The following is a 26,020-nucleotide window of genomic DNA, read 5'->3' on the forward strand; positions in this document are numbered from 1 at the left end:
GGAATAACCAAGTGATTCCAAATATTTTATAGGGATAAGTTATTTCTAATTCATTTCTGCATCATCATCGATGCTTACCAAAAGTAGGTCAGTTTTCAGCAAAAACTATCACACAAAGGTGCCATTTTGTTAATAGCTTGTTAAAGGTTCAGACTGCAACAATAAATCACTAACACCTTAAAACGCCTTCTTTTTTCCCAATCTGATCAATATTTTTCCCTTTTGCGTAAGTCCTCCCGGATCAAGATGCTGTAATTTTGCGGCGGAATCAATACATACTCAGTCATTTAACTATTTAGAAAGGTTAAAACCGCGTTCATAGTACCACCTATACCACTTTCGTGGACACAGAGATGTAAGGTCAAACTGATAAGGGACATAAAACGATTGCCGTGAAGATGCAATGGACTAAACAATTTTTTCGCCTGCACCGCATATTGGGCCTGGTAGCAGGATCCATACTGCTGTTGATGAGCATTACCGGCAGCCTGCTGGTATTCAGCGATGAAATAGAACATGCATCCAATCAGCATGCCTACCACGTTACTGCCCAGGCAAACCGCCTGCCCCTGCAACAACTGCTGGAAAATACCCGGCACACGCTTCCGGGAAATCCTTATCTCTTTTTCGTCAAAATTCCCCACGCGCCGAACGAAAGCGCAATACTCAGAGCCGACTATACGGCGGACCACAAGGTATATGTCTTCCTGGATCCTTTTACCGGCAAAATATTACAACAATATGCGAATACAGACCATTTAACAGGCTATATACTATACCTGCACTTTACCCTGCTAAGCGGCAAAACAGGGGCTACAATCGTCTTAATCACCGGAATAGCGCTATTCTTATCCGTACTCACCGGGATTTTTGTTTACCGCCATGCCATGGGGAAAGTACTCACCTTCCGGCTCAAACTGGAATGGCATAATCGTACCAGGCGCTGGCGTAACCTGCACCGCATCCTGGGCGTATGGGCGCTTCTGTTCAATGCCGTAATATCTTTCACAGGCTTCATGATGGAACAGAAAGTGCTGGATGCCCGGAAAAGTACGGTAAACGGGTATACCAGCGTTCCCTTCAACGGCAACTATGACCAGCTCCTCCCCATCGCGCAATCGGCTATACCCGGCTTCCAGGTTGTTGGTATCCGTCCACCGAAAAAAGCAGGCGATCCGGCCCGGTTCCTTGGCCATGCACATGAATCCACCTTCTTTGGAGAATATGCCTCGTCGGTATTTCTGACCGCCGACGGCCATATCAAAAAAACGGTCGACTTCAGCAAAGCCTCCCTGGGCGACCGCTTCAATGCCAGCATCGCGCCACTTCACTTTGGCAACTATGGCGGCATATTCCTGAAAATACTTTACTCATTCCTTGCCTTAACCCCTGGCATATTGTCCATTTCAGGCTTCCTGATCTGGTACCGCAGAAAGTTCATTATTAAAACACACCGGATATAATACCGCTACAGATGACGAAGAAGATTTTGTTCCTGGGAATAACAGCTATCATGGCCACTTTACAGCTGGCCGCACAAAAAATACAAGGTACCGTAAAAGATACGGCACAAACTGCCATTCCTATGCTCAGGATTTACCTGGCCGGCACACAAAAACACGCGCTCACCAATACTAACGGCAGCTTTACATTAAACGACGTAAAACCAGGCACTTATCAACTACTGGCCACCGGTACGGGCTATAAAACGCTGGAACAAAACATTACCATACAGGATAGCATTACCACGCTACATCTCACCATACAGCCCTCAGATGTTGGCCTCAACGAAGTAGTGGTAACCGCCAGCCGTAATAAAGAAACATTGGGCACCGTTCCTTCTTCCATTACCATCATTTCAGGGAAGCAACTCAGGGAACAAAGTACCATCACGACCGACATCAATCAACTGTTGAGTATGAATGTACCCGGTCTCACCCTCGGTACCAACACCTCCACCAATAAGGGTCAAACCCTGCGTGGACGCGGCATGCTCATCATGATCGACGGTATTCCCCAATCTACTCCGCTACGCAATGGCGATAAAGATATACGCAGCATCGATGTATCCGTCATAGAAAGAGTGGAAGTAATTAAAGGATCGACTGCTATTTATGGTAATGGCGCCGATGGCGGCATTATCAATTTCATTACCATCAAAGCCAATACCAATCAACGTTTCAGCGGAAGCACCGATATCAGCGGCAACGGTTCATTAACCCATCCATCGGGTAGCCTTGGCGGTCGCATCTCCCAAAACTTTACCGGGAAAATCAACAAATTCGACTACGTGGTAAGCGGCACTTACGAAAAAACCGGCGTGAATAAAGATGCCAATGGAGAAGTGATTGCCCCTTTCCAGTCGCTCAGCCAGAATAAAAATGTGAACGCCTTCGCAAAACTGGGTTATGATATCAATACCGACAACCGCGTTGAAGTGATGTATAACTATTACCGCAGCATGCAATACAGCACCTATGTAAATAACGGTGGTAAATTCGGCGTTAGTCCCATTATCGGTATACCCGGTACCAGTCCCGGCGACAGGCAGGGTACTCCGTATAACCACAATGCCGCTCTGAACTACACTAATAAAAACATTTTCAAAAACACCTCGTTGGGCGTAAACCTTTACTACCAGGATTTCTACACAGTATTTGAATATTCCGATTTCTATGCGCCTCCTGGCAACTCTGCTATCAGCTCCCGTAAAATGGGCGCCCGGGTGAATTTCAATACCATATTCAACTTCCATCCCAACCTCTTTGGCGACGTTACCTGGGGAGTGGATATCCTTAACGATAAAACCTCTCAACCGCTTACGGATGGCCGTTCTTTTGTACCGGAGATGAATATGAAGAACTATGCGCCTTATGCACAGCTAAAAACTTATCTCTTTAAAGACTTCCTGTTGAAAGCAGGTGTACGGTACGAAAATATCTCCTTACACATCCCTGATTATACGACAATCAAATTTGGCAACTATGCCGGCGGTGTTTTCGTAAAAGGTGGCAACCTCCCTTACGAAGCCCTGGTATTCAATGCCGGCCTGCGTTATACCAAATTCCCGGCATTTAATCCATTCGTCAGTTACTCACAGAGCTTTTCACTCTACGACCTGGGCCGTACGCTGCGGCTGGCAAAAGCAGTCAGCAACGGCACCACCAGCATCAACACCATCGAAACAAAAGCCATTATTACCAACAATTATGAAGCTGGCTTTAATAGCAGCATCGGCAAATTCAATGCTTCCGGCTCCTATTTCATCAGTACTTCCTCCCTGGGCACCAGCTTGAAAGATGTGAATGGCGTAGCGGTGCCGGAACGTGCACCTGAACGTGTAGAAGGTTTTGAACTGACCGCCGGTTACCAGTTCCTCCCAAATCTTTCTGCCAACACCGCTTACGCTCACGTGGAAGGAAAGAAAGATGTGAATGGCATACATACCTACTTACCCACCACCCGTATATCCCCGGATAAACTGACGGTAAATGTGAGCTATTCCCCACTAAAAAGCTGGGACCTGGGCGTATACTACATTTACTCCGGCATACGCAAACGCTTCGATCCTAATCCTAACACCAAAGAATATGACCTGGGGAATGGCCCTGTAAGTGATTTTTACCTGGTGAATTTTTATACGGGCTACCGTTTTAATAAAAACATGTCTGTTCGCCTGGGCGTGGATAACCTCCTGAATGCTGACTATTATCCGGTGATGTCGCAGGCGAGAGTACGTACTGATTCGTATATAAAAGGCAGTGGCGCCCGAATGAATATTGGGTTTAAATATGGTTTCTAGACAAATACCGGCATAAAAAGAAAGCGGCGATTGATATGATCAATCGCCGCTTTCTTTTTATGCTTCAGCTAATGCTTATGCTTTCTTCAGATGTTCTTCAATCGCGGTATCGTAGGTTTGTTTCCAGGTACTTACAGTGCCCCAGTCTTCCCCGTTTACTTTGATACCTTCGCCGGTCACCACACCCAGTTTCTCATGACGCACCGATACGTCAGAAGCATCTACCAGGCTGTGCATGAGCGCTTCAAACTTCTCTTTATTTTCCGGTTTAACAGAGATAACTACACGGCTCTGGCTTTCCCCGAAGAGGTAAGCATCTTTACGGAATTTATTGTTGAGCGTCAGTTCAAAGCCCAGTCCACGTGGCATGGCACTTTCCAGCAGGGTAATAAATAAGCCACCATCGCTTACGTCGTGTGCTGATTCAATCAGGCCGGCCTTATTCAGTTTGGTGATCGCCTGTTGCAGGTGCAGTTCTTCATCGAGGTTGAAATGCGGTGCAGGGCTGTATTCGATACCAATAATTTTGTGCAGGTATTCAGAGCTGCTGATATCGTTGCGGCTACGGCCTACCAGGTATAACAGGTTACCTTCTTCTTTAAAGTCCAGAGTGATACGTTGATCCATGCTATCCAGTACGCCTACCATACCAATGGTTGGAGTAGGGTATACAGGACCATCGGGCGACTGGTTATAGAAGCTAACGTTACCACCGGTAACAGGTGTATTAAATTTACGGCAGGCTTCACCCATACCTTGTACAGCGTGTACAAACTGATAGTATACTTCCGGATCGTAAGGGTTACCGAAATTTAAGCAGTTGGTAATCGCTACAGGCTCGCCACCAGAGCACACAATATTACGTGCTGCCTCTGCTACGGCAATTTGCCCGCCTTTATGAGGATCGGCAAATACGTAGCGACCATTACAGTCGGTAGTTACTGCCAGGGCTTTCTTAGTTGGTTTTACCAATACAATCGAAGCGTCGCTTGGTGCGTTGGTGCTGGCGTTAGCGGTACCCACCATGCTGTCGTACTGATTGTAGATCCAGCGCTTGGAAGCGATGTTCGGTAATGCCACCATTCTTTCCGCTACAAAACGGGGGTGTTCTGTATCGGGGATATTCTGAATATCGAATGCTTTTACTTTAGCGAAGTAAGCTGGTTCGGTATAAGCGCGGTGGTATTGAGGAGCGCCGCCACCCAGTACCATACTTTCAGCAGGAACATCTGCCTCCAGTTCGCCGTTCATATAGAACTTCAGGTTTTTATCTTTGGTCACTTCACCGATTTGTACGCAGTGCAGGTCCCACTTTTCGAAGATATCGAGGATTTCTTTTTCCTGTCCTTTCTTCACAACAATGAGCATGCGTTCCTGGCTTTCGCTCAGTAGCATTTCCCATGCTTTCATATCTTTCTGGCGGGTAGGTACTTTATCTAACCAGATGTTCATGCCATGTTCGCCTTTGGCGCTCATTTCAGCAGTAGAGCAAGTGATACCGGCAGCGCCCATATCCTGCATACCTATGATAGCATTAGTTTTGATGATTTCCAGGCAAGCTTCCAGCAATTTCTTTTCCTGGAAAGGGTCACCTACCTGAACGGCTGGCAAATCTTCTACGCTATCTTCCGTGATGTTGGCAGATGCGAAAGAAGCACCGCCGATACCATCTTTACCGGTAGCAGATCCTACGATGAAAACAGGGTTGCCTTCACCATGGGAAGTAGCAGAAACAGTTTGTCCAACTTTTACGATACCCACGCTCATAGCGTTTACCAGCGGGTTGGTACCATAGCAGTCTTCAAAATATGCTTCACCACCTACGGTTGGTACACCGAAGCAGTTGCCATAATGTCCTATACCGTGTACAATACCTTTAACCAGGTGTTGTGTTTTCTTATCATTGATATTGCCGAAGCGGAGAGAGTTAAGTGCGGCAATGGGGCGTGCACCCATCGTAAAGATATCGCGGTGAATACCTCCTACGCCGGTAGCGGCACCCTGGAAGGGTTCGATGGCGGAAGGGTGATTATGCGACTCTATTTTAAATACTACCGCGTAGCCATCACCGATATCTACCAGACCGGCATTTTCCTCGCCTGCTTTTACCAGCAGTCTGTCACCTTCGCGGGGCAGGGATTTCAGCCAAACGATTGAATTTTTGTAAGAGCAGTGTTCGCTCCACATTACAGAATACATACTGAGTTCTGTAAAATTGGGGACACGGCCTAAAATAGATTTAATTCGTTCAAACTCGTCAGCGGTAAGTCCTAGCTGTTCAGCAATTTCTACGGTGGTTTGCATGTATTTAAGTATAAAAAACGAGTAATTTAAAAGAAGTCGCAAAAGTACATGATTTTCCTGCAAATGACAATAGGGGAACTCGGGAGCGAAAACTGCTTTTTTAGCAAAGCGCTATCATATTAATAAATTTTAAATTTATCAGTTTTACAGTACCCATCATTCAAATATTTGATCAAATAGCAAAAAAAGCGTCTTTTAAAGACCCGAAACGTAAATTTTAAATTAAAATGAACAATTTATTTGTATTTAAGGCAAGGTATGCGTTCTTTTGTATAAAATATTTTACAGCATGCAATCGTTACGTTTCAAAGCGCTGGAAGGATTAGCTGGCGTAGACTCCACTCTCACCGAACATAACGGTAAAATTACCGAAGTATTTGGCAGCAATGTATTCACCGGTAAAGTTGTTCGGGAATACCTGAGCGATGAGGCTTATAAAAGCCTGATGAACTCTGTTAAAAATGGCACCAAGCTGGAACGTAAGATGTCCGAGCAAATTGCTTCCGGCATGAAGGCATGGGCCATGAAGAAAGGTGTAACCCACTACACACACTGGTTCCAACCATTAACAGGTACCACTGCTGAAAAGCATGACTCTTTCTTCACCCTGAAAGGTGATGGTACTGCGCTGGAAACTTTTGATGGCGATGCACTGGTACAACAGGAACCAGATGCTTCCAGCTTCCCTAACGGCGGCTTGAGAGCTACTTTCGAAGCACGTGGTTATACTGCATGGGATCCTTCTTCTCCTGCATTTATCCTGGAACAGGCTTACGGTAAAACACTCTGCATTCCTACTATCTTTGTTTCCTACACCGGCGAATCGCTGGATTACAAGGCACCACTGCTGAAAGCCCTGGCTGCTATGGACAAAGCTGCAGTAGACGTATGTAACTATTTCGATAAAAACGTTACCAAAGTAACCGGTACCCTGGGTTGGGAACAGGAATACTTCCTGGTAGACGAAGGAATGGCAAATGCCCGTCCTGACCTGATCATGACCGGCCGTACCGTGGTAGGTCATGCTCCTTCCAAAGGTCAACAGCTGGAAGACCACTACTTCGGTGCTATCCCTGAGCGTGCATACGCTTACATGCGCGATTTCGAAGTAGAAGCTTACAAACTGGGTATTCCTTTAAGAACCCGTCACAACGAGGTAGCTCCTTCTCAGTTCGAATGTGCTCCTATATTTGAAGAAATCAACATCGCAGTAGACCACAACTCACTGCTGATGGATGTAATGAATAAAGTGGCCAAACGTCACAAACTGAAAGTGTTACTGCACGAGAAACCTTTTGCAGGCATCAACGGTTCTGGTAAACATAACAACTGGAGCATGTCTACCGACACCGGCGTTAACCTGCTGGCTCCCGGTAAAACTCCGAAAACCAACCTGATGTTCCTCACTTTCTTTGTGAATACCATCAAAGCGGTACATGACTACGCCGACCTGATGAGAGCTGCTATCGCTTCTCCAAGCAACGACTTCCGTCTGGGTGCTAACGAAGCTCCTCCTGCTATCATCTCTGTATTTACCGGTAAATACCTGTTCGATGTACTCCAGGAAGTTAAAAACCGTGTAAACAACAAGTTCGACGAACAAGACGAAGCGATCCTGAAAATGGACCTGCACCGTCATATTCCTGAACTGATGCTGGATAACACCGACCGTAACCGTACCTCTCCTTTTGCTTTCACCGGTAACAAGTTTGAGTTCCGCGCGGTAGGTTCTTCTGCCAACTGTGCTTCTGCTATGACTGTACTGAACACCATCATGGCTAAAACCCTGACAGATTTCAAAACAGAAGTAGACGGTCTGATCGAGAAAGGCGAGAAAAAAGAGATTGCCATTATGCAAACTCTTCGGAAATATATTGTAGATTCGGAAAAAATACTGTTCGAAGGCGACGGATACAGTGAAGAGTGGGAAAAAGAAGCGGAAAAAAGAGGTTTGGCTAACGTAAAAACCACTCCTAAGGCGCTGGATGCAATGATCACGCCTAAAGCCACCCAACTTTACACAGAAACCGGCGTTTACAACGAAAAAGAACTGCACGCACGCCACGAAATACTGCTGGAAGATTATGTGAAGAAAGTGCAGATCGAAGCCCGCGTTATCGGCGACCTCGCAACCAACACTATCTTGCCATCTGCTATTAGCTACTTAAATGAACTGGTAGCCAACATCAATGGCCTGAAAACAATTGGCTTAGGCGACGACAGCGTAAAAGCACAGAAACAAATTGCCGCTAAAATAGCTGAACATATCAATGTAATTAGTGAAAATGTACAGGCTATGATTGAGGCACGTAAGGTAGCCAACAAGCTCACCGACAGCCGCCAAAAAGCGATAGACTATTGTGAAAAGATTAAGCCGTACTTTGATGTTATCCGCTACCACTCCGATAAACTGGAGTTCCTGGTGGACGACAAAAAATGGGCACTGCCTAAATACAGAGAGCTGCTTTTCTTGCGATAAAACCGTAAGATTGTTTTGGTGTATGATTAGCCCCGGATTTTCATCCGGGGCTTCGCTTTTTTATTGTTAACTTCACATTCACTTTCTAAACCTGTTTCTAATACATCTCCTATTTCCGGATAGCCCCTTTATTAACCTCAATTCTTCATTAAAAAACAAATTTGTATGAAAAAACAAATTTATCCGGTGCTTTATGCGCTCGCCGCTTCCCTGCTCCTTTTCAACAACAGCTGCCTGAAGCCGCCTATTATCATTCCCAACGTTCCCTTTTTTGAAATCACCCGGTTAAAAGGACTTACCTCACAGCTCTTTGAAGACTCTATCAACATCAGTTACAACAAAAAAAACAACCCCGTGAGCCTAATTGGATCAAAGGTACAGACCGGTTATCCACAATTCCTGATCGGCTACGATCCACAAGACAGACTGAGAATAATTATTGGCGCCTACTATGATGGAAACCCCAATTTTGAGATAGCCCATAAATATCTATTGGATAACAAAAAAAGAGTAACGACAGACAGCACCTTTAACTTTGGTACTTACGACAGAAGTACACTTACTATCATCAGCTCTCTCTACTCTTTTTCTGTTAAAAAATATCTATATGATAATCAAGACCGGATTACACAGGTTATCAACTATCGATACCTGGGAACTACGTATGCCGATGTAGTAACCACAACCTTTTTTTACAATTCAGCTGGTAATGCTTATAAGATCAATACCACCGTGGTAGGACAGAACAATGTCACCAGCTCCCAAGATGTATTTCCTGTTTATGACAATAAAGTAAATCCACATCAGTTGCATCCGGTATGGCAGCTTATAGATGTGGATTACAGTAAAAACAACGCCTTTGTGGCCGATAACTATAATAATTACGGACTACCTCTACAGATCAATATGGCCAGCGACCCCAAAAACGGAGAACTCAATTTCCTATTGTTTAATTTTGTAAACCTGGAAATAACATATCGGAAATAAAATGTACAAAAAAAGTCCTCCTGATCAGGAGGACTTTCTCTAAATAATATAACCGTTACCGTTATACCAGCTTAAACGTTTCTGTAAACTTAGTGGTAAAGTTACCCTTACGGAAATTTTCATCACGCATTAACTGCTGATGGAATGGAATCGTTGTTTTTACTCCTTCGATCACAAATTCGCTCAGGGCACGCTCCATAGTATTGATCGCCTCTTCCCGGGTTTGCGCCATGGTGATGATTTTTGCCACCATAGAATCATAATACGGAGGAATAACATAACCAGCATAGATATGTGAATCCACACGCACTCCGTGACCACCCGGAATATGCAGGGTAGTAATTTTTCCCGGAGAAGGACGGAAATCATTGTAAGGATCTTCCGCATTGATACGGCACTCGATGGCATGCATCTGTGGCGTATAATTTTTTCCGGAGATAGGAATACCTGCCGCAATCTTGATCTGTTCTTTTACCAGGTCAAAATTGATCACTTCCTCCGTTACACCATGCTCTACCTGGATACGTGTATTCATTTCCATGAAGTAGAAATTACGGTGTTTGTCTACCAGGAACTCAATGGTACCAACACTTTCGTAGTTGATTGCACTGGCTGCCTTGATAGCCGCTTCTCCCATTTTTTCACGCAGCTCAGGCGTCATAAACGGAGAAGGAGATTCTTCTACCAGTTTCTGGTGACGACGCTGGATAGAGCAATCCCTTTCGCTCAGGTGACATACCTTACCATATTGATCACCCGCTACCTGAATTTCAATGTGACGGGGTTCTTCCACGAATTTCTCCATGTAGATACCGTCATTACTGAAAGCCGCGCGGGCCTCGTTCTTGGCCATGTTGTAGGCATTTTCCAACTCACTTTCTTCCCATACTACACGCATACCTTTACCACCACCACCAGCAGTGGCTTTCAGGATAACCGGCAGCCCCATGCTTTTTGCCAGCGCCTTTGCTTCGTCCACGCTCTGTAACAAACCATCAGAACCCGGAATAACAGGTACACCCGCAGCAATCATGGTTTCTTTCGCCGTCATCTTATCCCCCATTTTACGGATCATCTCCGGTGTGGGACCTATGAATTTGATGCCATGCTCGCCGCAGATTTCGGCAAAACGGGCATTTTCGGCCAGGAAGCCATACCCTGGGTGAATAGCATCTGCATTGGTAATTTCAGCAGCTGCCATCAGGTGAGGGATATTCAGATAAGACTCTGTACTCTGTGGTTTACCTATGCATACCGCTTCATCGGCAAATTTCACATGCAAACTGTCTTTATCTGCAGTAGAATAAACTGCCACCGTTTTGATACCCATTTCCTTACAGGTACGGATAATCCGAAGGGCAATTTCACCACGATTGGCAATCAATATTTTTTTGAACATTGTTTTCCTTATAAGTTAATAATAGCAGTTAGCTTTTAGCGATTAGCCTTCAGCGGTCAGTATTGTATATAATACTGAATGCCAAAGGCTAACGGTAAAGGCTATTATTATGGTTCAACTAAAAATAAAGGTTGGTCGTATTCTACAGGAGATGCATCATCTACCAGTACTTTCACGATTTTTCCACTCACTTCACTCTCTATCTCGTTGAATAACTTCATTGCCTCGATGATGCACACCACTTTACCGGAAGATACCTCATCACCCACATTTACGAATGGAGCTTTGTCTGGTCCGGCACTGCGGTAAAAGGTTCCGATCATAGGAGATTTGATCGTTACCAGGTTGTCGGCCTTTGCAGGTGCTGCAGGAGCAGCAGCGGGAGCTGCAGAGGCGGCAGGAGCTGTTGCAGGAGCAACAGGGGCTACAGGCTGTACGGCGGCAGTTGCCACGGCGGCAGGAACAGTGATTACCTGTTGTACTTCGTTATCCTTTTGTTTTATTGTAATCTTAAACTTGTCCTGTTCAATGCTCAGTTCACTGATATTTGATTTATTGATCATTTTTACCAGTTCCTGAATCTGTTTAAAGTCCATGTAGACAGTTTTTGGTTTAGAAATATAGAATATGAAAATTCGATTCACACGTTCAGGAACCCTGTTCCACAGGAAATCCTCCTGGAAACAACATTCCTGTCAGTCAATCAAAAATTAAAAAAAATGCTATTACCCTTTTACTCTTTCGATATATTCACCATTCTTGGTGTTCACACGGATCATTTCCCCTTCTTCCACAAACAGTGGCACCATTACAGTCGCACCTGTTTCAACAGTAGCTGGTTTCAGGGTACGTGTAGCCGTATCACCCTTTACACCTGGCTCAGAATAAGTTACCAGTACTACAATCTTATCCGGTAATTCTACCGCCATGTACTGTTCTGTTTCTGTGTTGATTTGTACGCTCACTTCCTGGCCTTCTTTCAGGAATTGAGGCGCATCGATCGCATTCTCCGGCATAGCAATCTGTTCAAAAGTTTCATTATCCATGAAATTGTAGCCGGTATCGTCTTTATATAAAAACTGGAAAGCTTTCTTTTCAATACGGATAGGGAAAATAGTATCTCCGGAGTTCCATGTATGCTCTATAGAACGGCTATTGTCAACGCCCTTCAATTTAGCCCAAACCTTTGCGGCTGCACGGGCGGTTTTATTCTGACCAAACTCTACAACAGAATACAAACTGTTATCCAGTTTGATAATTAATCCTGTTCTGATATCTGCGGTGGTAGCCATAAATTTAGGTTACTGATTTTAAGTTAAAAATTTATACGGATTGCAAAAGTAAAAATTTTCGCATATGAACAAGCATCTAATTCCCAAAATTAGATAGATTCGTTCCTTTTCGGCCCAATTTTCGTCTTTTTTATGCAATAAATGACATTTATCCGGTAAATTTAAACTCAAATCAAGAAACTTTTATTCGTATGCGCTACGTGTTTTTCGCAATTTTAAGCTGTTTACCCGTGTTTTTGAAGGCTCAAACTGCTACTCCCCCTACCAAACCAGCTTATTTACAATATCCGATCATCCCGGCTTTTCCCCTCACCCTGGTAGATGGCCATACCATCACCAAAAACGACCTGCGTAAAGGGGAAAAAACCATGTTATTCATATTCAGCGTTGATTGCGACCATTGTAAACACCTGACAGAAGATCTCCTGAAGAATATCGACAAATTCCAGAAAACACAGATCCTGATGGTCACCCCCTTCAAAGTGGAACAAATGAAGGAATATTACGACCAATACAAAATCAAAAATTATCCGACAATCACCATGGCCAGCGAACCTACCCGGCAGATCATGTACTTCTATGATCTCCATTATTTCCCTGGTTTATACATATATAATAAGAAACAACAGTTTGTAAAAGGTTTTGAAGGAACAGCTAAGATAGATTCCCTGCTGTATTACCTGCACAAATAAACCTTGTTAAAATGTGCATGCCCGGCCGGTTATTGTAATGCCGAATCATTACATTTGTTTAATCACATTCATTCTTCACTTTTAAAGCTATAGACAAGATGAAAGTTACAGTAGTAGGAGCCGGAAATGTAGGTGCCACATGCGCTAACGTACTGGCCCACAGAGATTTTCTACAGGAGGTGGTTTTATTGGATATCAAAGAAGGAACGGCTGAAGGTAAGGCGCTGGATACATGGCAACAGGCTCCCATTGATTATTACAGCACCAAAATTACAGGGGTGACCAACGACTACACTAAAACTGCCAATAGTGATGTGGTGGTGATTACGTCAGGGCTTCCCCGTAAACCAGGTATGAGCAGAGACGATCTGATTTCTACCAATGCCAACATTGTGAAATCGGTGACTGAAAATATTACCAAACATTCTCCGGACGCGATCATTATCATTGTGAGCAACCCGCTGGATGTAATGACCTACTGCAGCTATCTCACGGCTAAAAAAGACAGCAGCAAAGTATTCGGTATGGCTGGTATCCTGGATACTGCCCGCTACCGCGCTTTCCTGGCCGATGAAATAGGCTGCTCTCCCAAAGATATACAAGCGATCCTCATGGGCGGACATGGCGATACCATGGTACCCCTTCCCCGCTATACCACTGTAAGCGGTATTCCCGTAACAGAACTGGTAACAGCCGACAAACTGGAAGCTATTATCCAGCGCACGAAAGTTGGGGGTGGTGAGATAGTAAACCTCCTGGGTACTTCCGCCTGGTACGCTCCCGGCGCCGCCGCAGCCCAAATGGTGGAAGCCATCGTAAAAAACGAAAAACGTATTTTCCCGGTGTGCGCCTGGCTTACCGGCCAATATGGCCTGAAAGATATCTACCTGGGCGTTCCCGTAGTTTTAGGCAAAAACGGTATCGAAAAAATCATAGAGCTTCAACTCAATGAGGCTGAAAAAGAATCACTCAATACCTCTGCCCAACATGTAAAAGAAGTAATGGACGTATTGGATAAAATGCAGTCTGCTACTGCATAATAGCCTACCAACGCATACAGCGGAGATAGATGTGGAAAACATCCCTTCTATCTCCGCTCATCATTTCCCCACTGCCACGATAAAATCAGGATCTTCTGCCTTATCAACCACAAGACAAAACCTGCAATTCTTTTTTTATTCGTAATTTTACCCCATCCTGAAAAGATGACTAAAGCAGTATAAATGAAACACTTCTAAATCCGTTTCACCAAATTTGGTTTAACTCTCAACGTATGTCTAACCTGGAAAAACTGATAACACAAAAATCTTTTGAAAGCGAAAATCAGCGCGGCCTCGTCAGCCTGATTTTTATAGGTAACTGGGTTACCGCCCGGCACCAGCAATTCTTTAAACAATACGGCATCACCATGCAGCAGTTTAATATACTGCGCATCCTTCGCGGACAACATCCCAAAGCTGCCAGCATCAACGTGCTGAAAGACAGAATGCTCGACAAAATGAGTGATGTATCCCGACTGGTGGAACGCCTTCGCAAAGCCGACCTGATAGAACGCAAAAACAGCGAAATGGACAGGCGCGCCGTCGATGTTCGCATCAACGACAAAGGCCTGCAACTGCTAAAACAAATAGATACTGAAATCGGTCAACTGGACAATACCCTCCAGTCACTCAATGAAAAAGAAATAATACAGCTGAACAAATTACTAGATAAGATGCTGGAAAGCTATCACTAAATTTCTTCCAGGTAATTCAGGTCCTTACCAAATGTTTCCTCCACGTTCCAGGCAGTAATTAAAGCAATCCCTATACATACTACCGCTACGATAGCACCGCTTTGCAGGAAAGTAAAGTGTTTTTGCACGTTTATAAATAATAGTGATATCAACGGCAGCATACCCCGCGCAAAGTTAGGCACCGTAGTAGCCACGGTAGCGCGTAAATTAGTGCCAAAACTCTCTGCTGCAATGGTTACAAAAATAGCCCAGAACCCAACGCTGAAGCCCAGTATAAAGCAAACAGTATAAAATACCCAGGTAGCAGCCCCATGTAAATTCAGGTAAACGGCTACCATCACACCAGTCAGCAACAGGAACAACAACATCACCTTTCTCCGGCTTTGCCATACCTGGCTCAATAACCCGGTTGTAAAATCACCCAGCACCAGGCCCGCATAACAAAAAGCTACTGCATCACCAGGATTAATGGCCCCCTGTACGTTCATGACAGTCGCAAACTTATTCGAAAATGCAATGAGGATACCTACCACAAACCAGGTAGGAGTGCCCAGCAACATACATTTCAGGTACTTCATAAACCGTTCCCGGTTGTTAAATAAGGCCACCAAACTTCCTCTCGACGCCGTAGATTCCTTCACCGCATTAAATAAATGCGACTCCATTACACTTACCCGCAGCACCAGCAACGCCAGCCCCAATCCTCCACCTATAAAATAACAGATACGCCAATCGCCCACCAGCTTAGCTATCAGGTTGGCTGCCACGGCGCCCGATACCCCAACAGTGGCCACAATCATAGTACCATATCCCCTCTTCTCCTTGGGTAGTATCTCAGATACCAGCGTAATACCTGCTCCCAGCTCACCGGCCAGCCCAAAGCCCGCCACAAAACGCCATAATATATAGCCGTTGATGCCATGTACAAAACCGTTGGCAATATTGGCAATAGAATAAATGAGAATAGAACCGAATAATACGCTCAGCCGGCCTTTTTTATCTCCTATAATACCCCAGAAAATTCCACCAATCAACAGCCCCACCATTTGAATATTGATTAAAAGCATGCCTGCCCCCGCATCAATTTCGCTCTGCGGAAGTCCCAGCGACTTTAAACTTGGTACCCTCACGATGGTAAACAGTAAAAGATCATAAATATCCACGAAATAGCCTAGTGAAGCAACTATAACGGCTATATTGAAAATAGAAACAGAACGATTATCGGTCTTCATTGTTAGTTTGGTTGACAATAATTATAACGGGAATTAATAAAAAAGGGCCTTTTAAAAAGGCCCTTTTAAAGATATAAAAAATTATAATGAAGAATCTGTTTTTTCTGCGGGTTCCTGGTGAGGGGCAGTGGGCGAGTGTTTTGTTTTGCCAAATATCACCTTGATCAGTACCGGCAAGGTGGTAATTAATATAATCACCAGGATGATCAGCTCCAGGTGCTCTTTCAAATTCGGGAAAGCCTTATCCAGGTAATGGCCGGCCAGCATCATGGAAAATACCCAGGCAAAAGAACCTACAATATTAAACAACATGAATTTTTTGGCATCCATTTCCGCAATACCCGCTACAATTGGTGCAAACGTACGGATGATAGGCAGGAACCGCGCGAAGAAAATAGCGCCGCCACCATATTTACCGAAAAATTCGTGGGCTTGGATCAGGTGCTTCTTTTTAAAGAAGAAAGTATCCTTTTTCTTAAATAACACAGGACCGGATTTTCTACCAAACCAGAAGCCTACCATGTTTCCCAACACACCGGCAATGGCAATCAACAACATGATCACCGCAAAAGGCAGATCAAAGAAGCTGTGGCAAAGATCTTTGCTGTAGATACCCGCCACAAAAAGCAGGGAATCGCCCGGCAGGAAGAAACCAATAAAAAGACCCGTTTCTGCAAAAATAATTGCCAGCAACAGGTAGAGGCCACCATGTTCAATAATCCACGAGGGATTAATGAGGTGTTTAAAAAACTCAAAAATCTGGTCCATGCTAAATACGCTATTTCTTGTTCTGAATCGGTAAAATAACCATTAATGTGTTACGCATTTGTTAAGTTAGGCCTTAGGCGCATCTCCGGTGCTAAGTTTGTTCTCCCACTTGGAAACTACAGCGGTAGCCATGGCATTGCCAATAACGTTGGTAGCAGAGCGGCCCATGTCCAACAGGTGATCTACTCCCAGCAATAAAAGAAGCCCCGCCTCCGGGATATGAAACATCGATAAAGTACCCGCAATTACTACCAGGGAAGCACGTGGCACGCCGGCAATCCCTTTACTGGTAATCATTAACACCAGTAACATGGTAATCTGTTGATCTATAGAGAGGTGCATATTATATGCCTGCGCAATAAACAGGCTGGCAAAGGTCATATACATCATGGAACCGTCCAGGTTAAAGGAATAGCCCAACGGTAACACAAAGCTCACAATCCGGTTGTCACAACCAAATTTTTCCAGTTCCTCCATAGTACGGGGATAGGCAGCTTCACTACTCGCAGTACCAAATGCCAGCAACAAGGGATCTTTAATCATACCCAGCAGCCTGAATACCGGCTTGCCTAAAATTAACCACCCCACAAAGGCAATAACTGCCCACAAACTCAGCAAGCCTATATAAAACTGGATAATAAACTTGCCGTAGGTAACCAGCACGATAGGCCCCTTCACCGCAATGATGCCCGCCATAGCGCCAAATACCGCAAACGGAGCAAAATTCATCACAAAACCCGTCACTTTCAGCATAATATGGGCAACACTATCCAGCAACTTTACTACCGGCATTGCCTTTTCACCAATGGCAGCAGCTGCCACCCCGAAGAAAACAGCAAATACTACAATCTGTAATATTTCGTTCCTGCCCATCGCATCTATCACACTGTCTGGCACCACGTGATGAAAAAATCCCCGCAGGGTCATATCTGCCTTGGCAATACCGGAAGAGGCATGTTCATCCGGCAGGGGTAATTGCAGCGATATCCCCGGTTTCATAATATTCACGAGCACCAAACCCAGAAACAATGATACAAAGGTTGCACTGATAAACCACAGCATTGTCTTTCCACCAATACGTCCAACCGCTTTTATATCTCCCAGCTTGGCTACTCCTACCACCAGGGTAGAAAATACCAGCGGGGCAATGATCATCTTTACCAGGCGCAGGAAGATGTCTGTCAGTATAGAAATGTTATCAGCGAAGATCTGCGGTGTGTCTTTGGTACCTGCCGGCGTGGCAGCATTGCCATAAGCCAGGAATACCGAATAACCGGTACCTATCCCGATGATCATGGCAATGAAAATGTACAGGGTAAGCAGATTCGACGATTTCTTCATGCGGAGCAAGAATTTTTACTTGAAATAATTAAAAGTTGTAACCGGAAAATTTCCCAAAAATAAGGTTTGGCGACTAAAGATGCGCGTTAGTGGCTAAAATAAAAGTATCTCTTTTTGATTTTAGATATTATATTTGGCGACCAACAACAAAACAACAAGAACTAAACTACCTTAAAACATCAACCACAATAAGATTGCGTATGAGCAAACTATTCGTAAAAAAACAGCTCTCTGTTTTAACGGCCGAAGCCGGAGAATCCGACAAGGGACTGAAAAGGACGCTTGGCGCGGGTTCATTGATAGCCCTTGGAATAGGTGCTATCATCGGGGCTGGTCTGTTTGTTAGAACAGCTGCTGCCGCCGGGCAACATGCCGGACCCGCTGTTACTATCTCCTTTATTATTGCTGCTATTGGCTGCGCCCTTGCAGGCCTCTGTTACGCCGAATTTGCTTCCATGATACCTATTGCCGGAAGCGCCTACACTTATTCTTATGCTACTTTAGGAGAATTTATTGCCTGGATCATTGGCTGGGACCTGGTGCTGGAATATGCGCTGGCAGGAGCCACTGTAGCCATTGGCTGGTCACAATACCTGAATAAACTACTCAGCAACGTTTTCCATGTCACCATTCCCTATGAATGGAGCCATAGCCCTTTCGAGGTATCCGACGCAGGTGTACACGGTATCATGAACGTCCCTTCCCTCTTTATTTTGCTAGCGCTCACGCTCCTGCTGATCAGAGGTACCCAGGGATCTGCTATTGTTAATAACATCATCGTTATTACCAAAGTATCCATTGTACTGATGTTCATCGTACTTGGATGGCAGTTTATCAACCCTGCTAACCATGCTGCATTCACCATTCCAGCTACCGCCGGAACCGTTAAAATGCACAATGGCCAGATCGTTGATTACTCCAACTTCTGGAACCATGGCTGGGGCGGGGTACTAAGAGGTGCCGGAGTAGTATTCTTTGCTTTCATTGGTTTCGACGCCGTATCTACTGCTGCGCAGGAAACCAAGAACCCTAAGAAAAACATGCCTATCGGTATCCTGGTGTCTTTGGCCATCTGTACTGTATTATATATCTTGTTTTCGTTTGTACTTACAGGTATCGCACCGTTCCAGGACTTCCTGAAAGCAGGTGGTGAAGCTTCTGTTGCTTACGTGATCGACACTTATATGACTGGTTACGGCTGGTTGTCTACCTTCATTACTGTAGCAATCCTCGCAGGTTTCTCCTCCGTAATCCTGGTAATGTTGCTGGGCCAGACAAGGGTATTCTACTCTATGAGTAACGATGGACTGGTACCGCCCATTTTTGCCCGCCTGCATCCTAAATATCATACGCCTTACCGCTCACAATGGATGTTCTTTGTCTTTGTAAGCCTGTTTGCCGCATTTGTACCGGATAACGTAGTGGGCGATATGACCAGCATTGGTACCCTCTTCGCCTTTGTGCTGGTTTGTATCGGAGTAATTGTAATGCGTAAGAATAATCCTAATGCACCGCGTGCCTTCAAAACACCGTTGGTACCGTTTATCCCTGCACTGGGAGCAATTTTCTGTCTCACTATGATTATCAGCCTTGGACTGGAAAACTGGGCCCGCCTCTTCGTATGGCTGGGTATCGGCTTCCTGATCTACTTTGGATATAGTGTGAAGCACAGTAAAGCTCGTAAAATGATGGATCAAAAATAGCCCCTGGGGTGACAAAAAATAGCTAAAAGCGGCGAACAAAACGAATCATTAGGGTCGTTTTGTTCGCCGCTTTTAAGTTAAATCCCTAAATCAGCCTACTCCTGAATTTGAAAATCCTTATTTTTGCGTTCTGTTTTTACAAGTACTAATTATATACCACTCCAATGGGAAGAATATTTGAAGTAAGAAAGTCGACCATGTTTGCCCGCTGGGACAAGATGGCGAAAGCATTTTCAAGAATCGGAAAAGAAATAGCCATAGCTGTAAAAGCTTCCGGCCCTGATCCGGATAATAACCCTGCACTCCGCCGCTGCATTCTCAATGCCAAGAGTGTTAACATGCCTAAAGACCGTGTAGACGCTGCTATCAAGCGTGCCATGGGTAAAGACAAAACTGATTACGAAGAGGTGGTATATGAAGGCTATGCTCCTCATGGTGTGGCAGTAATGATTGATACCGCTACCGACAATACCACCCGTACGGTGGCCAACCTCCGTATGCACTTCACCAAAGGTGGAGGCAGCCTGGGTAACAGCGGCTCAGTGGGCTTCCTGTTTAACCGTGTAGGTGAATTCAAAGTAAAAAATGCCGGACAAAACCTGGAAGACCTGGAACTGGAACTGATAGATTTTGGTCTGGAAGAAATAGGGGAAGATAGCGAAGGCAATATCATTATCCGCGCGGCATTTACCGAATTTGGCAATATGGCCAAGGCCCTCGATGATAAAGGCCTGGAAGTAATCAGCTCTGAGCTGAAACGCATTCCTACTACTACCGTTGAATTGAATGACGAACAGGCAAAAGAAGTGCTGGAACTGGTAGACCGCCTGGAACAGGATGAAGACGTGCAGCAGGTTTTCTACAATCTGAAATAGTTGTTTATCAACATATAAAAAGAAAACGTCCGCCATTACAGCGGACGTTTTCCATTGGATGGAGTTAACCAAACCAAAAACAGCTAAATCTTAAAGATGGTGTGTGAACGATCCAGGTCATCCGCGATAAACATCAGTCCCTTGCCATGGTAGGTTTCGAGTTTTACAGCAGGATCCTGTGCAATGTGCTTACGAAGCCTGGTCAGGTAAACGTCCATAACACGTGATGAGAAGAAATCATCCTGCCCCCAGATACAAGTCAGGATATCATCTTTTTTTAGCTTTTTGTTTGAATTCTCGCATAGAAAGCGAAGCAACTCCGCTTCTTTTGGGGCCATACGAACATGGGAATCTGCATTTTTATGCCGAATATTATATTGAGAATAATCAAAAACGAGGTTGCTGATGGTGTAAACTATGCGCCTTTCGCTCTTTAACAGCCTGCTCCGCTTCAGGTATACATCTACCCGGCAAAGCAATTCCTGGATGTTGAAAGGTTTTACAATGTAGTCATCTGCACCGGACTCAAAACCTTGCAAGCGGTCTTGCTCCATATACCGGGATGAAGTAAATAAAATGGGAACGTTTACGTCGGTTGACCGGATATCCTGTGCCAATGCAAAGCCATCCTTCTTCGGCATTACTACATCAAGCAGGCAAAGATCAAAAACATGTTTCTGAAATTTCTCCCAGGCTTCCTGTCCATTTTCACAAAAAGTAACATTATAACCGGCGCGTTCGAGTTGTCTCTTAACTATTTTAGCAAAAAAAATATCGTCCTCTGCCAAAAGAATGCTTGGTTGCATGTACGTTGGTTTTAAGCGGGTAAATATTAGATTTTAGTTGTTGCTCTTAATGAGTGTATCCGATACGTTTATTCAAAAATAAATAACATATCTATAACCTTGTCCATCCATCCCTATTCACTTCTTACAGGAATATTCATTTCAACCATTCCTTTCAGAAATATCCCCCGGTGGTTATGATTTGCGGTTTAGTGCTCGCTTACAACATAAAAACATATTTACCTGCTTCACGGGGAATACTAATTAATAATATTTTGTGGTGCCCCTCCCAAAAATGCTTTCACATTCTCTACAGCCGTATGCATCAATCGTTTTCGTGCAGCCTGTGTAGCCCAGGCAATATGCGGGGTAATAATGGTATGAGGCGCAGTCACCAGCGGATTGTCGGCCAAAGGCGGCTCTACCGACAATACGTCCAGGGCCGCGCCGGCAATAACGCCCTCTGCTAAAGCCCTCGCCAGGTCTGCCTCCTGGATCAGTGGCCCACGGCTGGTATTAACCAGGAAAGCCGTTTTTTTCATGGTAGATAATAATCCAGCATTTACAAATGCTTTATTGGCTGCATTCAATGGACAATGTAACGATACTACATCAGCTTCCCGGAAACACGTAGCCAGGTCCACAAAAGTGACGTCTTCCATTTTATCCCGGTCAGGATGCTTATGATAAGCGATCACCTTCATCCCGAAAGCCAGCCCAATCCGCGCTACAGCCTGCCCTATCTGCCCCAGCCCCACAATCCCCAGTGTACCGCCGGCCAATTCTGTTAACGGGGTTTTCCAGTAACTGAAATCATTACTCCTGCCCCATTCACCTGCACGCACACTTTCCGCATGTAGCCCTGTATGATGGCATAGCTCCAATAAGAGCGCAAAAGTGAGCTGTGCTACGGAAGCAGTGCTATAAGCCGGCACATTGCTAACTGGTATTTGCCGGCCACGCGCGGCCGCAATATCTACTACATTATATCCGGTGGCAGTAACCCCGATATACTCCAGTTGCGGCAACCGACGGATAGTATCTGCATTTACAATGGCTTTGTTGGTCAGCAGGATATGTGCATCCTGGGCCCTGGTCAATACTTCCGCCTCCGACGTACGGTCATACATCTTTACGTTTCCCAATACTTCCAAAGCGCCCCAGTCAAGATCACCGGGATTCAGGGTATAGCCATCCAGTACTACTATATTTTTCATCCTTTAATATTTGAAGGTTATTTGAACGTATTCACTGTTACAATGATATAGCACATTACAACATAAAGCAATAATCCTCCCGGTTATCAATGGGAAAATATCTCCCACATCAGCTTAAAGGCAGTATCCATATATATTTCAAGCCATCCACCACCTCGTGTGCTGATATGAAATAATCATTAACTCCGCTACGGGCGTATTGTTCATCTCCAAAAAGCACACACCTTTGCTGCGCCATAATAGCAAAATATTACTAAGCCTTTCAACTGCTTAATTTTAAAGGAGCCATCACTTTAGCAGATAATATGCTAATATGATGGCTCCGCCAATTGAGAACATACTAAAGAAAAAACGCCGGTTCCCGAAGAGGAAACCGGCGCCGGTATTATTTAGAGCAATACTATTCCTGCATCATTTCTGTAACTATCCTGATCACATCTTCCGTATTGGGCTTGGAGAAGTAATCTCCGTCAGAACCATAAGCCGGACGGTGTGCCTGCGCACTCAGGGTGCGGGGCGCTACATCCAGCCAACGGTAACCTCCCTGTACTTCTATCACCTGCTGGAACATATATCCAGTGCCGCCACCGGGTACATCTTCATCAACAAAGAGAATACGATTGGTTTTCTTTAATGATTCCACGATGCTGTGATGAATATCAAACGGCAGCAAAGTCTGTACATCTATCAGTTCGCAGGAAATACCAATCTCGCTTAACGTTACCATCGCTTCCTCTATAATACGGGTCATAGAACCGTATGTAACAATGGTTACATCTGTTCCTGCCTGCAGTACTTCCGGAATACCCAATGGCACGGTAAAGGATTCCAGGTTAGCCGGTAATTTCTCCTTTAAGCGATAACCATTCAATGATTCAATCACCAACGCTGGTTCATTAGCTTTCAATAATGTATTATACATACCTGCTGCCTGCACCATGTTACGGGGCACGCATACATGCATACCTCTCAGGGAATTAATAATCATTCCCATGGGAGAACCGCTGTGCCAGATACCTTCCAGGCGATGGCCACGGGTACGGACTATCAGTGGGCAATGCATAATTCCTTTGGTACGGTATTGCAACGATGCCACATCATCGCTCAGTGGCTGCAAACCATACAACAGGTAATCAAGGTATTGTATTTCTGCAATAGGACGAAGACCTCTCAGTGCCAGGCCAATGCCTTGTCCCATGATGGTCAGTTCACGTATACCGGTATCGGCTATACGATCTTTTCCATGTTTTTGCTGTAACCCGGCAAAGCCCTGGTTCACGTCTCCGATCTTACCCACATCTTCGCCAAAGGCAAATACTTTGGGGTTGTTGGTGAACAGCTGATCAAAATACCTGTTAAGTACTTCGTATCCATTGATGGTAATGCCTTCCGCATCATACTCAGCTGGTATCACCGGTACATTCAACGCCGAGTTAACGCCGCTGGCATATAAATCAGCATTATAGGTGTCTTTCTGTTCCTGTAAATAGCTGTCGTAAAATTGCTGTAATGCCTGTATGGCCGGATCAGCCTTCAGCGACGCATGTTTCAGCAAGATAGTGGCTGTAGCTTTAAGGATATCGCGGCGTAAAGGTTCACGGTTATGTTGCAGATCGCGGATCGCTACATTAACCATATCAGCATCGGCGCCGGCAACTGCCGCCACTGGTGTAGCCAGGGCTATAAATGATTGTACATGCGCTTTGATGGGCGCTATATATTTCTCCCAGGCAGATTTGCGGGCTTCCTGTGCTTTTACCTTGGCTTCTGCTTCAATTGCCTGCAGGGTTACCTCATCGCTGATGGCATTCTCAATAATCCAGGAGCGCATTTTTGCGTTACAGTCAAATTCCCGTTCCCAGGAAAGACGTTCTTTGCTTTTGTAACGCTCGTGCGAACCGCTGGTAGAGTGGCCTTGTGGCTGTGTTATTTCTTCTACGTGAAACAGGGCAGGTATATGTGTTTCCCGGATTTTGCGGATAGCCGCCTCAAACACTTCGCACATACCGGCATAATCCCAGCCTTTCACATTATAGATATCAAATCCGTTGGAATCTTCTGTTTTACGGAAGCCTTCCAGTGCGGCACTGATAGAGTTTTTAGTAGTTTGGTATTTGCGGGGAACAGAAATGCCGTAGCCATCATCCCAAACAAATACCGCCAGGGGTACCTGTAATACACCGGCAGCATTCATGGTTTCCCAGAAATGGCCTTCCGATGTGGAGGCGTCGCCAATAGTAGCAAAACAAATTTCATTACCATTATGGGAAAGCCCTGTGTAGGTATGTAATGCTTCTACTTCTCTGAATACTTTAGAGGCATAAGCCAGTCCCAATGCACGTGGCATTTGTCCGGCTGTAGGCGCCATATCAGCAGCAGAATTCTTCATATCTGCCAGGTTAAGCCAGTTGCCGTCTTTATCAAGATTAGGCGTGGCAAAATGGGAGTTCATCTGGCGACCGCCTGAAAAGGGTTCATTTTTCAGGTCGGGATCTGCATATAACTGCGAAAAGAATTGTTCTGGAGTGGCAATACCAGTGGCAAATGCAACGGTTTGATCGCGGTAATAACCGGAACGAAAATCGCCTGGCTGAAAGTATTTGGACATTGCTATCTGCGCCACTTCCTTACCGTCACCAAAAATGCCAAACTTTGCTTTACCTGTAAGCACTTCCTTACGGGCCAGCAGACTTATTTCCCTGCTATCACAGGCCAACCTGTAATCATTTAGCACTTCCTTGCGGAACTCTTCGAATGACAACCGGCTTTCTAAATTCATAGCTAGTTCGTTATTTTCTATCATGCCTCATGGTTAAAGTACAAAAGTAAGGTTAATTATACAGTAGAAAAACGGGACGATTCCACCATTTAAAATAATCTGATTTTTTTTAATAAGATTTTAATAAATTGTAAGGTTTATAATACTTTTTGGCCGTAAATTTGTTCATACCAAGAAAGATATCAATATTTTTTAAAGGTCGCATTAAAACCATCATATGAAAATGAAAAAATTTATCTTATCCCTGTTTGCGAGCATGCTGCTGACAACAGCACTCTGGGCTCAATCTGCACCAGCTCAAAATCCGACTGACACCAAAGTAAAGTTCGCCAAAGAAACTGTCGATTTTGGCAAAACTGACTTCAACAAACCAGTGACCGCTGATTTCGAATTCACCAACATTTCCAAAGAACCTGTACTGATCGAAGCTGCCCGCGCAAGCTGCGGTTGCACCACTCCGAAATGGACACAGGAGCCTATTCTGCCTGGTAAAAAAGGTAAAGTTACTGCTACTTACAGCGCTAACAGCTTAGGCCAACAGAACAAAACCATCTGGGTGAAATTCAGAGGTGTTGACCAGGATAAAGAACTGCACCTGACTGGTACAGTAAGCGCCGCCAACAAATAAAC

The 26,020-nt window shown here is 44.8% G+C and carries 20 protein-coding genes; 10 read left to right on the forward strand and 10 right to left on the reverse strand.

Annotated features, from left to right (window positions below):
• Positions 1-398 precede the first annotated feature (398 nt).
• On the forward strand, positions 399-1,463 hold the full coding sequence (locus FHW36_RS23200) for a PepSY-associated TM helix domain-containing protein (RefSeq protein WP_145672550.1): 1,065 nt from the start codon (positions 399-401) through the stop codon (positions 1,461-1,463).
• Positions 1,464-1,474: 11 nt separating this feature from the next.
• Positions 1,475-3,802, forward strand: coding sequence for a TonB-dependent receptor (locus FHW36_RS23205; protein WP_145672552.1), 2,328 nt, complete (start codon positions 1,475-1,477; stop codon positions 3,800-3,802).
• Positions 3,803-3,877: 75 nt separating this feature from the next.
• Here the strand turns inward: FHW36_RS23205 and purL are convergent, their stop codons facing one another.
• Complete coding sequence (gene purL / locus FHW36_RS23210; protein ID WP_145672554.1) at positions 3,878-6,106, reverse strand: phosphoribosylformylglycinamidine synthase subunit PurL; 2,229 nt, start codon at positions 6,104-6,106, stop codon at positions 3,878-3,880.
• Positions 6,107-6,395: 289 nt separating this feature from the next.
• Here purL and FHW36_RS23215 point away from each other — a divergent pair, with 289 nt between their 5' ends.
• Together FHW36_RS23215 and FHW36_RS23220 are read left to right on the forward strand one after the other, a co-directional pair.
• Complete coding sequence (locus FHW36_RS23215; protein ID WP_145672556.1) at positions 6,396-8,585, forward strand: glutamine synthetase III family protein; 2,190 nt, start codon at positions 6,396-6,398, stop codon at positions 8,583-8,585.
• 165 nt (positions 8,586-8,750) lie between these two features.
• Positions 8,751-9,572: a hypothetical protein gene (locus FHW36_RS23220; protein WP_145672558.1), complete on the forward strand. Its 822-nt coding sequence runs from the start codon at positions 8,751-8,753 to the stop codon at positions 9,570-9,572.
• A 61-nt stretch (positions 9,573-9,633) separates the two neighbouring features.
• Here the strand turns inward: FHW36_RS23220 and accC are convergent, their stop codons facing one another.
• The 3 genes from accC to efp form a co-directional block, all read right to left on the reverse strand.
• On the reverse strand, positions 9,634-10,971 hold the full coding sequence (gene accC / locus FHW36_RS23225; protein ID WP_145672560.1) for an acetyl-CoA carboxylase biotin carboxylase subunit: 1,338 nt from the start codon (positions 10,969-10,971) through the stop codon (positions 9,634-9,636).
• Positions 10,972-11,078: 107 nt separating this feature from the next.
• Positions 11,079-11,567: an acetyl-CoA carboxylase biotin carboxyl carrier protein gene (accB, locus tag FHW36_RS23230; RefSeq protein ID WP_145672562.1), complete on the reverse strand. Its 489-nt coding sequence runs from the start codon at positions 11,565-11,567 to the stop codon at positions 11,079-11,081.
• A gap of 129 nt (positions 11,568-11,696) precedes the next feature.
• Positions 11,697-12,263, reverse strand: coding sequence for an elongation factor P (gene efp / locus FHW36_RS23235; protein ID WP_145672563.1), 567 nt, complete (start codon positions 12,261-12,263; stop codon positions 11,697-11,699).
• 236 nt (positions 12,264-12,499) lie between these two features.
• On the opposite strand from efp, the gene FHW36_RS23240 reads away from it, so the two are divergent.
• The 3 genes from FHW36_RS23240 to FHW36_RS23250 all read left to right on the forward strand — a co-directional run bounded on the left by FHW36_RS23240 (position 12,500) and on the right by FHW36_RS23250 (position 14,690).
• Positions 12,500-12,955, forward strand: a complete 456-nt coding sequence (locus FHW36_RS23240; RefSeq protein ID WP_186452569.1) for a peroxiredoxin family protein — start codon at positions 12,500-12,502, stop codon at positions 12,953-12,955.
• Positions 12,956-13,053: 98 nt separating this feature from the next.
• Positions 13,054-13,995 (forward strand): malate dehydrogenase, encoded by a 942-nt coding sequence (mdh, locus tag FHW36_RS23245; RefSeq protein ID WP_145672567.1) that lies wholly within the window; start codon positions 13,054-13,056, stop codon positions 13,993-13,995.
• A gap of 233 nt (positions 13,996-14,228) precedes the next feature.
• Complete coding sequence (locus FHW36_RS23250; protein ID WP_145672572.1) at positions 14,229-14,690, forward strand: MarR family winged helix-turn-helix transcriptional regulator; 462 nt, start codon at positions 14,229-14,231, stop codon at positions 14,688-14,690.
• Here FHW36_RS23250 and FHW36_RS23255 read toward each other — a convergent pair.
• From FHW36_RS23255 to FHW36_RS23265, 3 genes are all read right to left on the reverse strand, one after another.
• The gene (locus tag FHW36_RS23255) at positions 14,687-15,922 is read right to left on the reverse strand and encodes an MFS transporter (RefSeq protein ID WP_145672579.1); all 1,236 of its coding nucleotides are present in this window, start codon (positions 15,920-15,922) and stop codon (positions 14,687-14,689) included. The genes FHW36_RS23250 and FHW36_RS23255 overlap by 4 nt on opposite strands.
• An 81-nt stretch (positions 15,923-16,003) precedes the next feature.
• The gene (locus FHW36_RS23260) at positions 16,004-16,690 is read right to left on the reverse strand and encodes a DedA family protein (RefSeq protein ID WP_145672581.1); all 687 of its coding nucleotides are present in this window, start codon (positions 16,688-16,690) and stop codon (positions 16,004-16,006) included.
• Positions 16,691-16,756: 66 nt separating this feature from the next.
• Positions 16,757-18,031 (reverse strand): dicarboxylate/amino acid:cation symporter, encoded by a 1,275-nt coding sequence (locus FHW36_RS23265; RefSeq protein ID WP_145672583.1) that lies wholly within the window; start codon positions 18,029-18,031, stop codon positions 16,757-16,759.
• 200 nt (positions 18,032-18,231) lie between these two features.
• Here FHW36_RS23265 and FHW36_RS23270 point away from each other — a divergent pair, with 200 nt between their 5' ends.
• Entirely contained in the window at positions 18,232-19,734 is a 1,503-nt protein-coding gene (locus tag FHW36_RS23270; RefSeq protein WP_145672585.1) for an amino acid permease, read from the forward strand.
• A 164-nt stretch (positions 19,735-19,898) separates the two neighbouring features.
• Entirely contained in the window at positions 19,899-20,609 is a 711-nt protein-coding gene (locus FHW36_RS23275) for a YebC/PmpR family DNA-binding transcriptional regulator (RefSeq protein ID WP_145672586.1), read from the forward strand.
• 83 nt (positions 20,610-20,692) lie between these two features.
• Here FHW36_RS23275 and FHW36_RS23280 read toward each other — a convergent pair whose 3' ends face one another.
• The 3 genes from FHW36_RS23280 to FHW36_RS23290 form a co-directional block, all read right to left on the reverse strand.
• Complete coding sequence (locus FHW36_RS23280; protein ID WP_145672590.1) at positions 20,693-21,415, reverse strand: response regulator transcription factor; 723 nt, start codon at positions 21,413-21,415, stop codon at positions 20,693-20,695.
• Between the two features lie 239 nt (positions 21,416-21,654).
• The gene (locus FHW36_RS23285; protein ID WP_145672594.1) at positions 21,655-22,611 is read right to left on the reverse strand and encodes a D-2-hydroxyacid dehydrogenase; all 957 of its coding nucleotides are present in this window, start codon (positions 22,609-22,611) and stop codon (positions 21,655-21,657) included.
• A gap of 400 nt (positions 22,612-23,011) precedes the next feature.
• On the reverse strand, positions 23,012-25,390 hold the full coding sequence (locus FHW36_RS23290) for an alpha-ketoacid dehydrogenase subunit alpha/beta (protein WP_246121219.1): 2,379 nt from the start codon (positions 25,388-25,390) through the stop codon (positions 23,012-23,014).
• Between the two features lie 223 nt (positions 25,391-25,613).
• Here FHW36_RS23290 and FHW36_RS23295 point away from each other — a divergent pair, with 223 nt between their 5' ends.
• The gene (locus FHW36_RS23295) at positions 25,614-26,018 is read left to right on the forward strand and encodes a DUF1573 domain-containing protein (protein ID WP_145672606.1); all 405 of its coding nucleotides are present in this window, start codon (positions 25,614-25,616) and stop codon (positions 26,016-26,018) included.
• Positions 26,019-26,020 lie beyond the last annotated feature (2 nt).

It is taken from the genome of Chitinophaga polysaccharea, assembly GCF_007829335.1.
Taxonomy (GTDB): domain Bacteria; phylum Bacteroidota; class Bacteroidia; order Chitinophagales; family Chitinophagaceae; genus Chitinophaga; species Chitinophaga polysaccharea_B.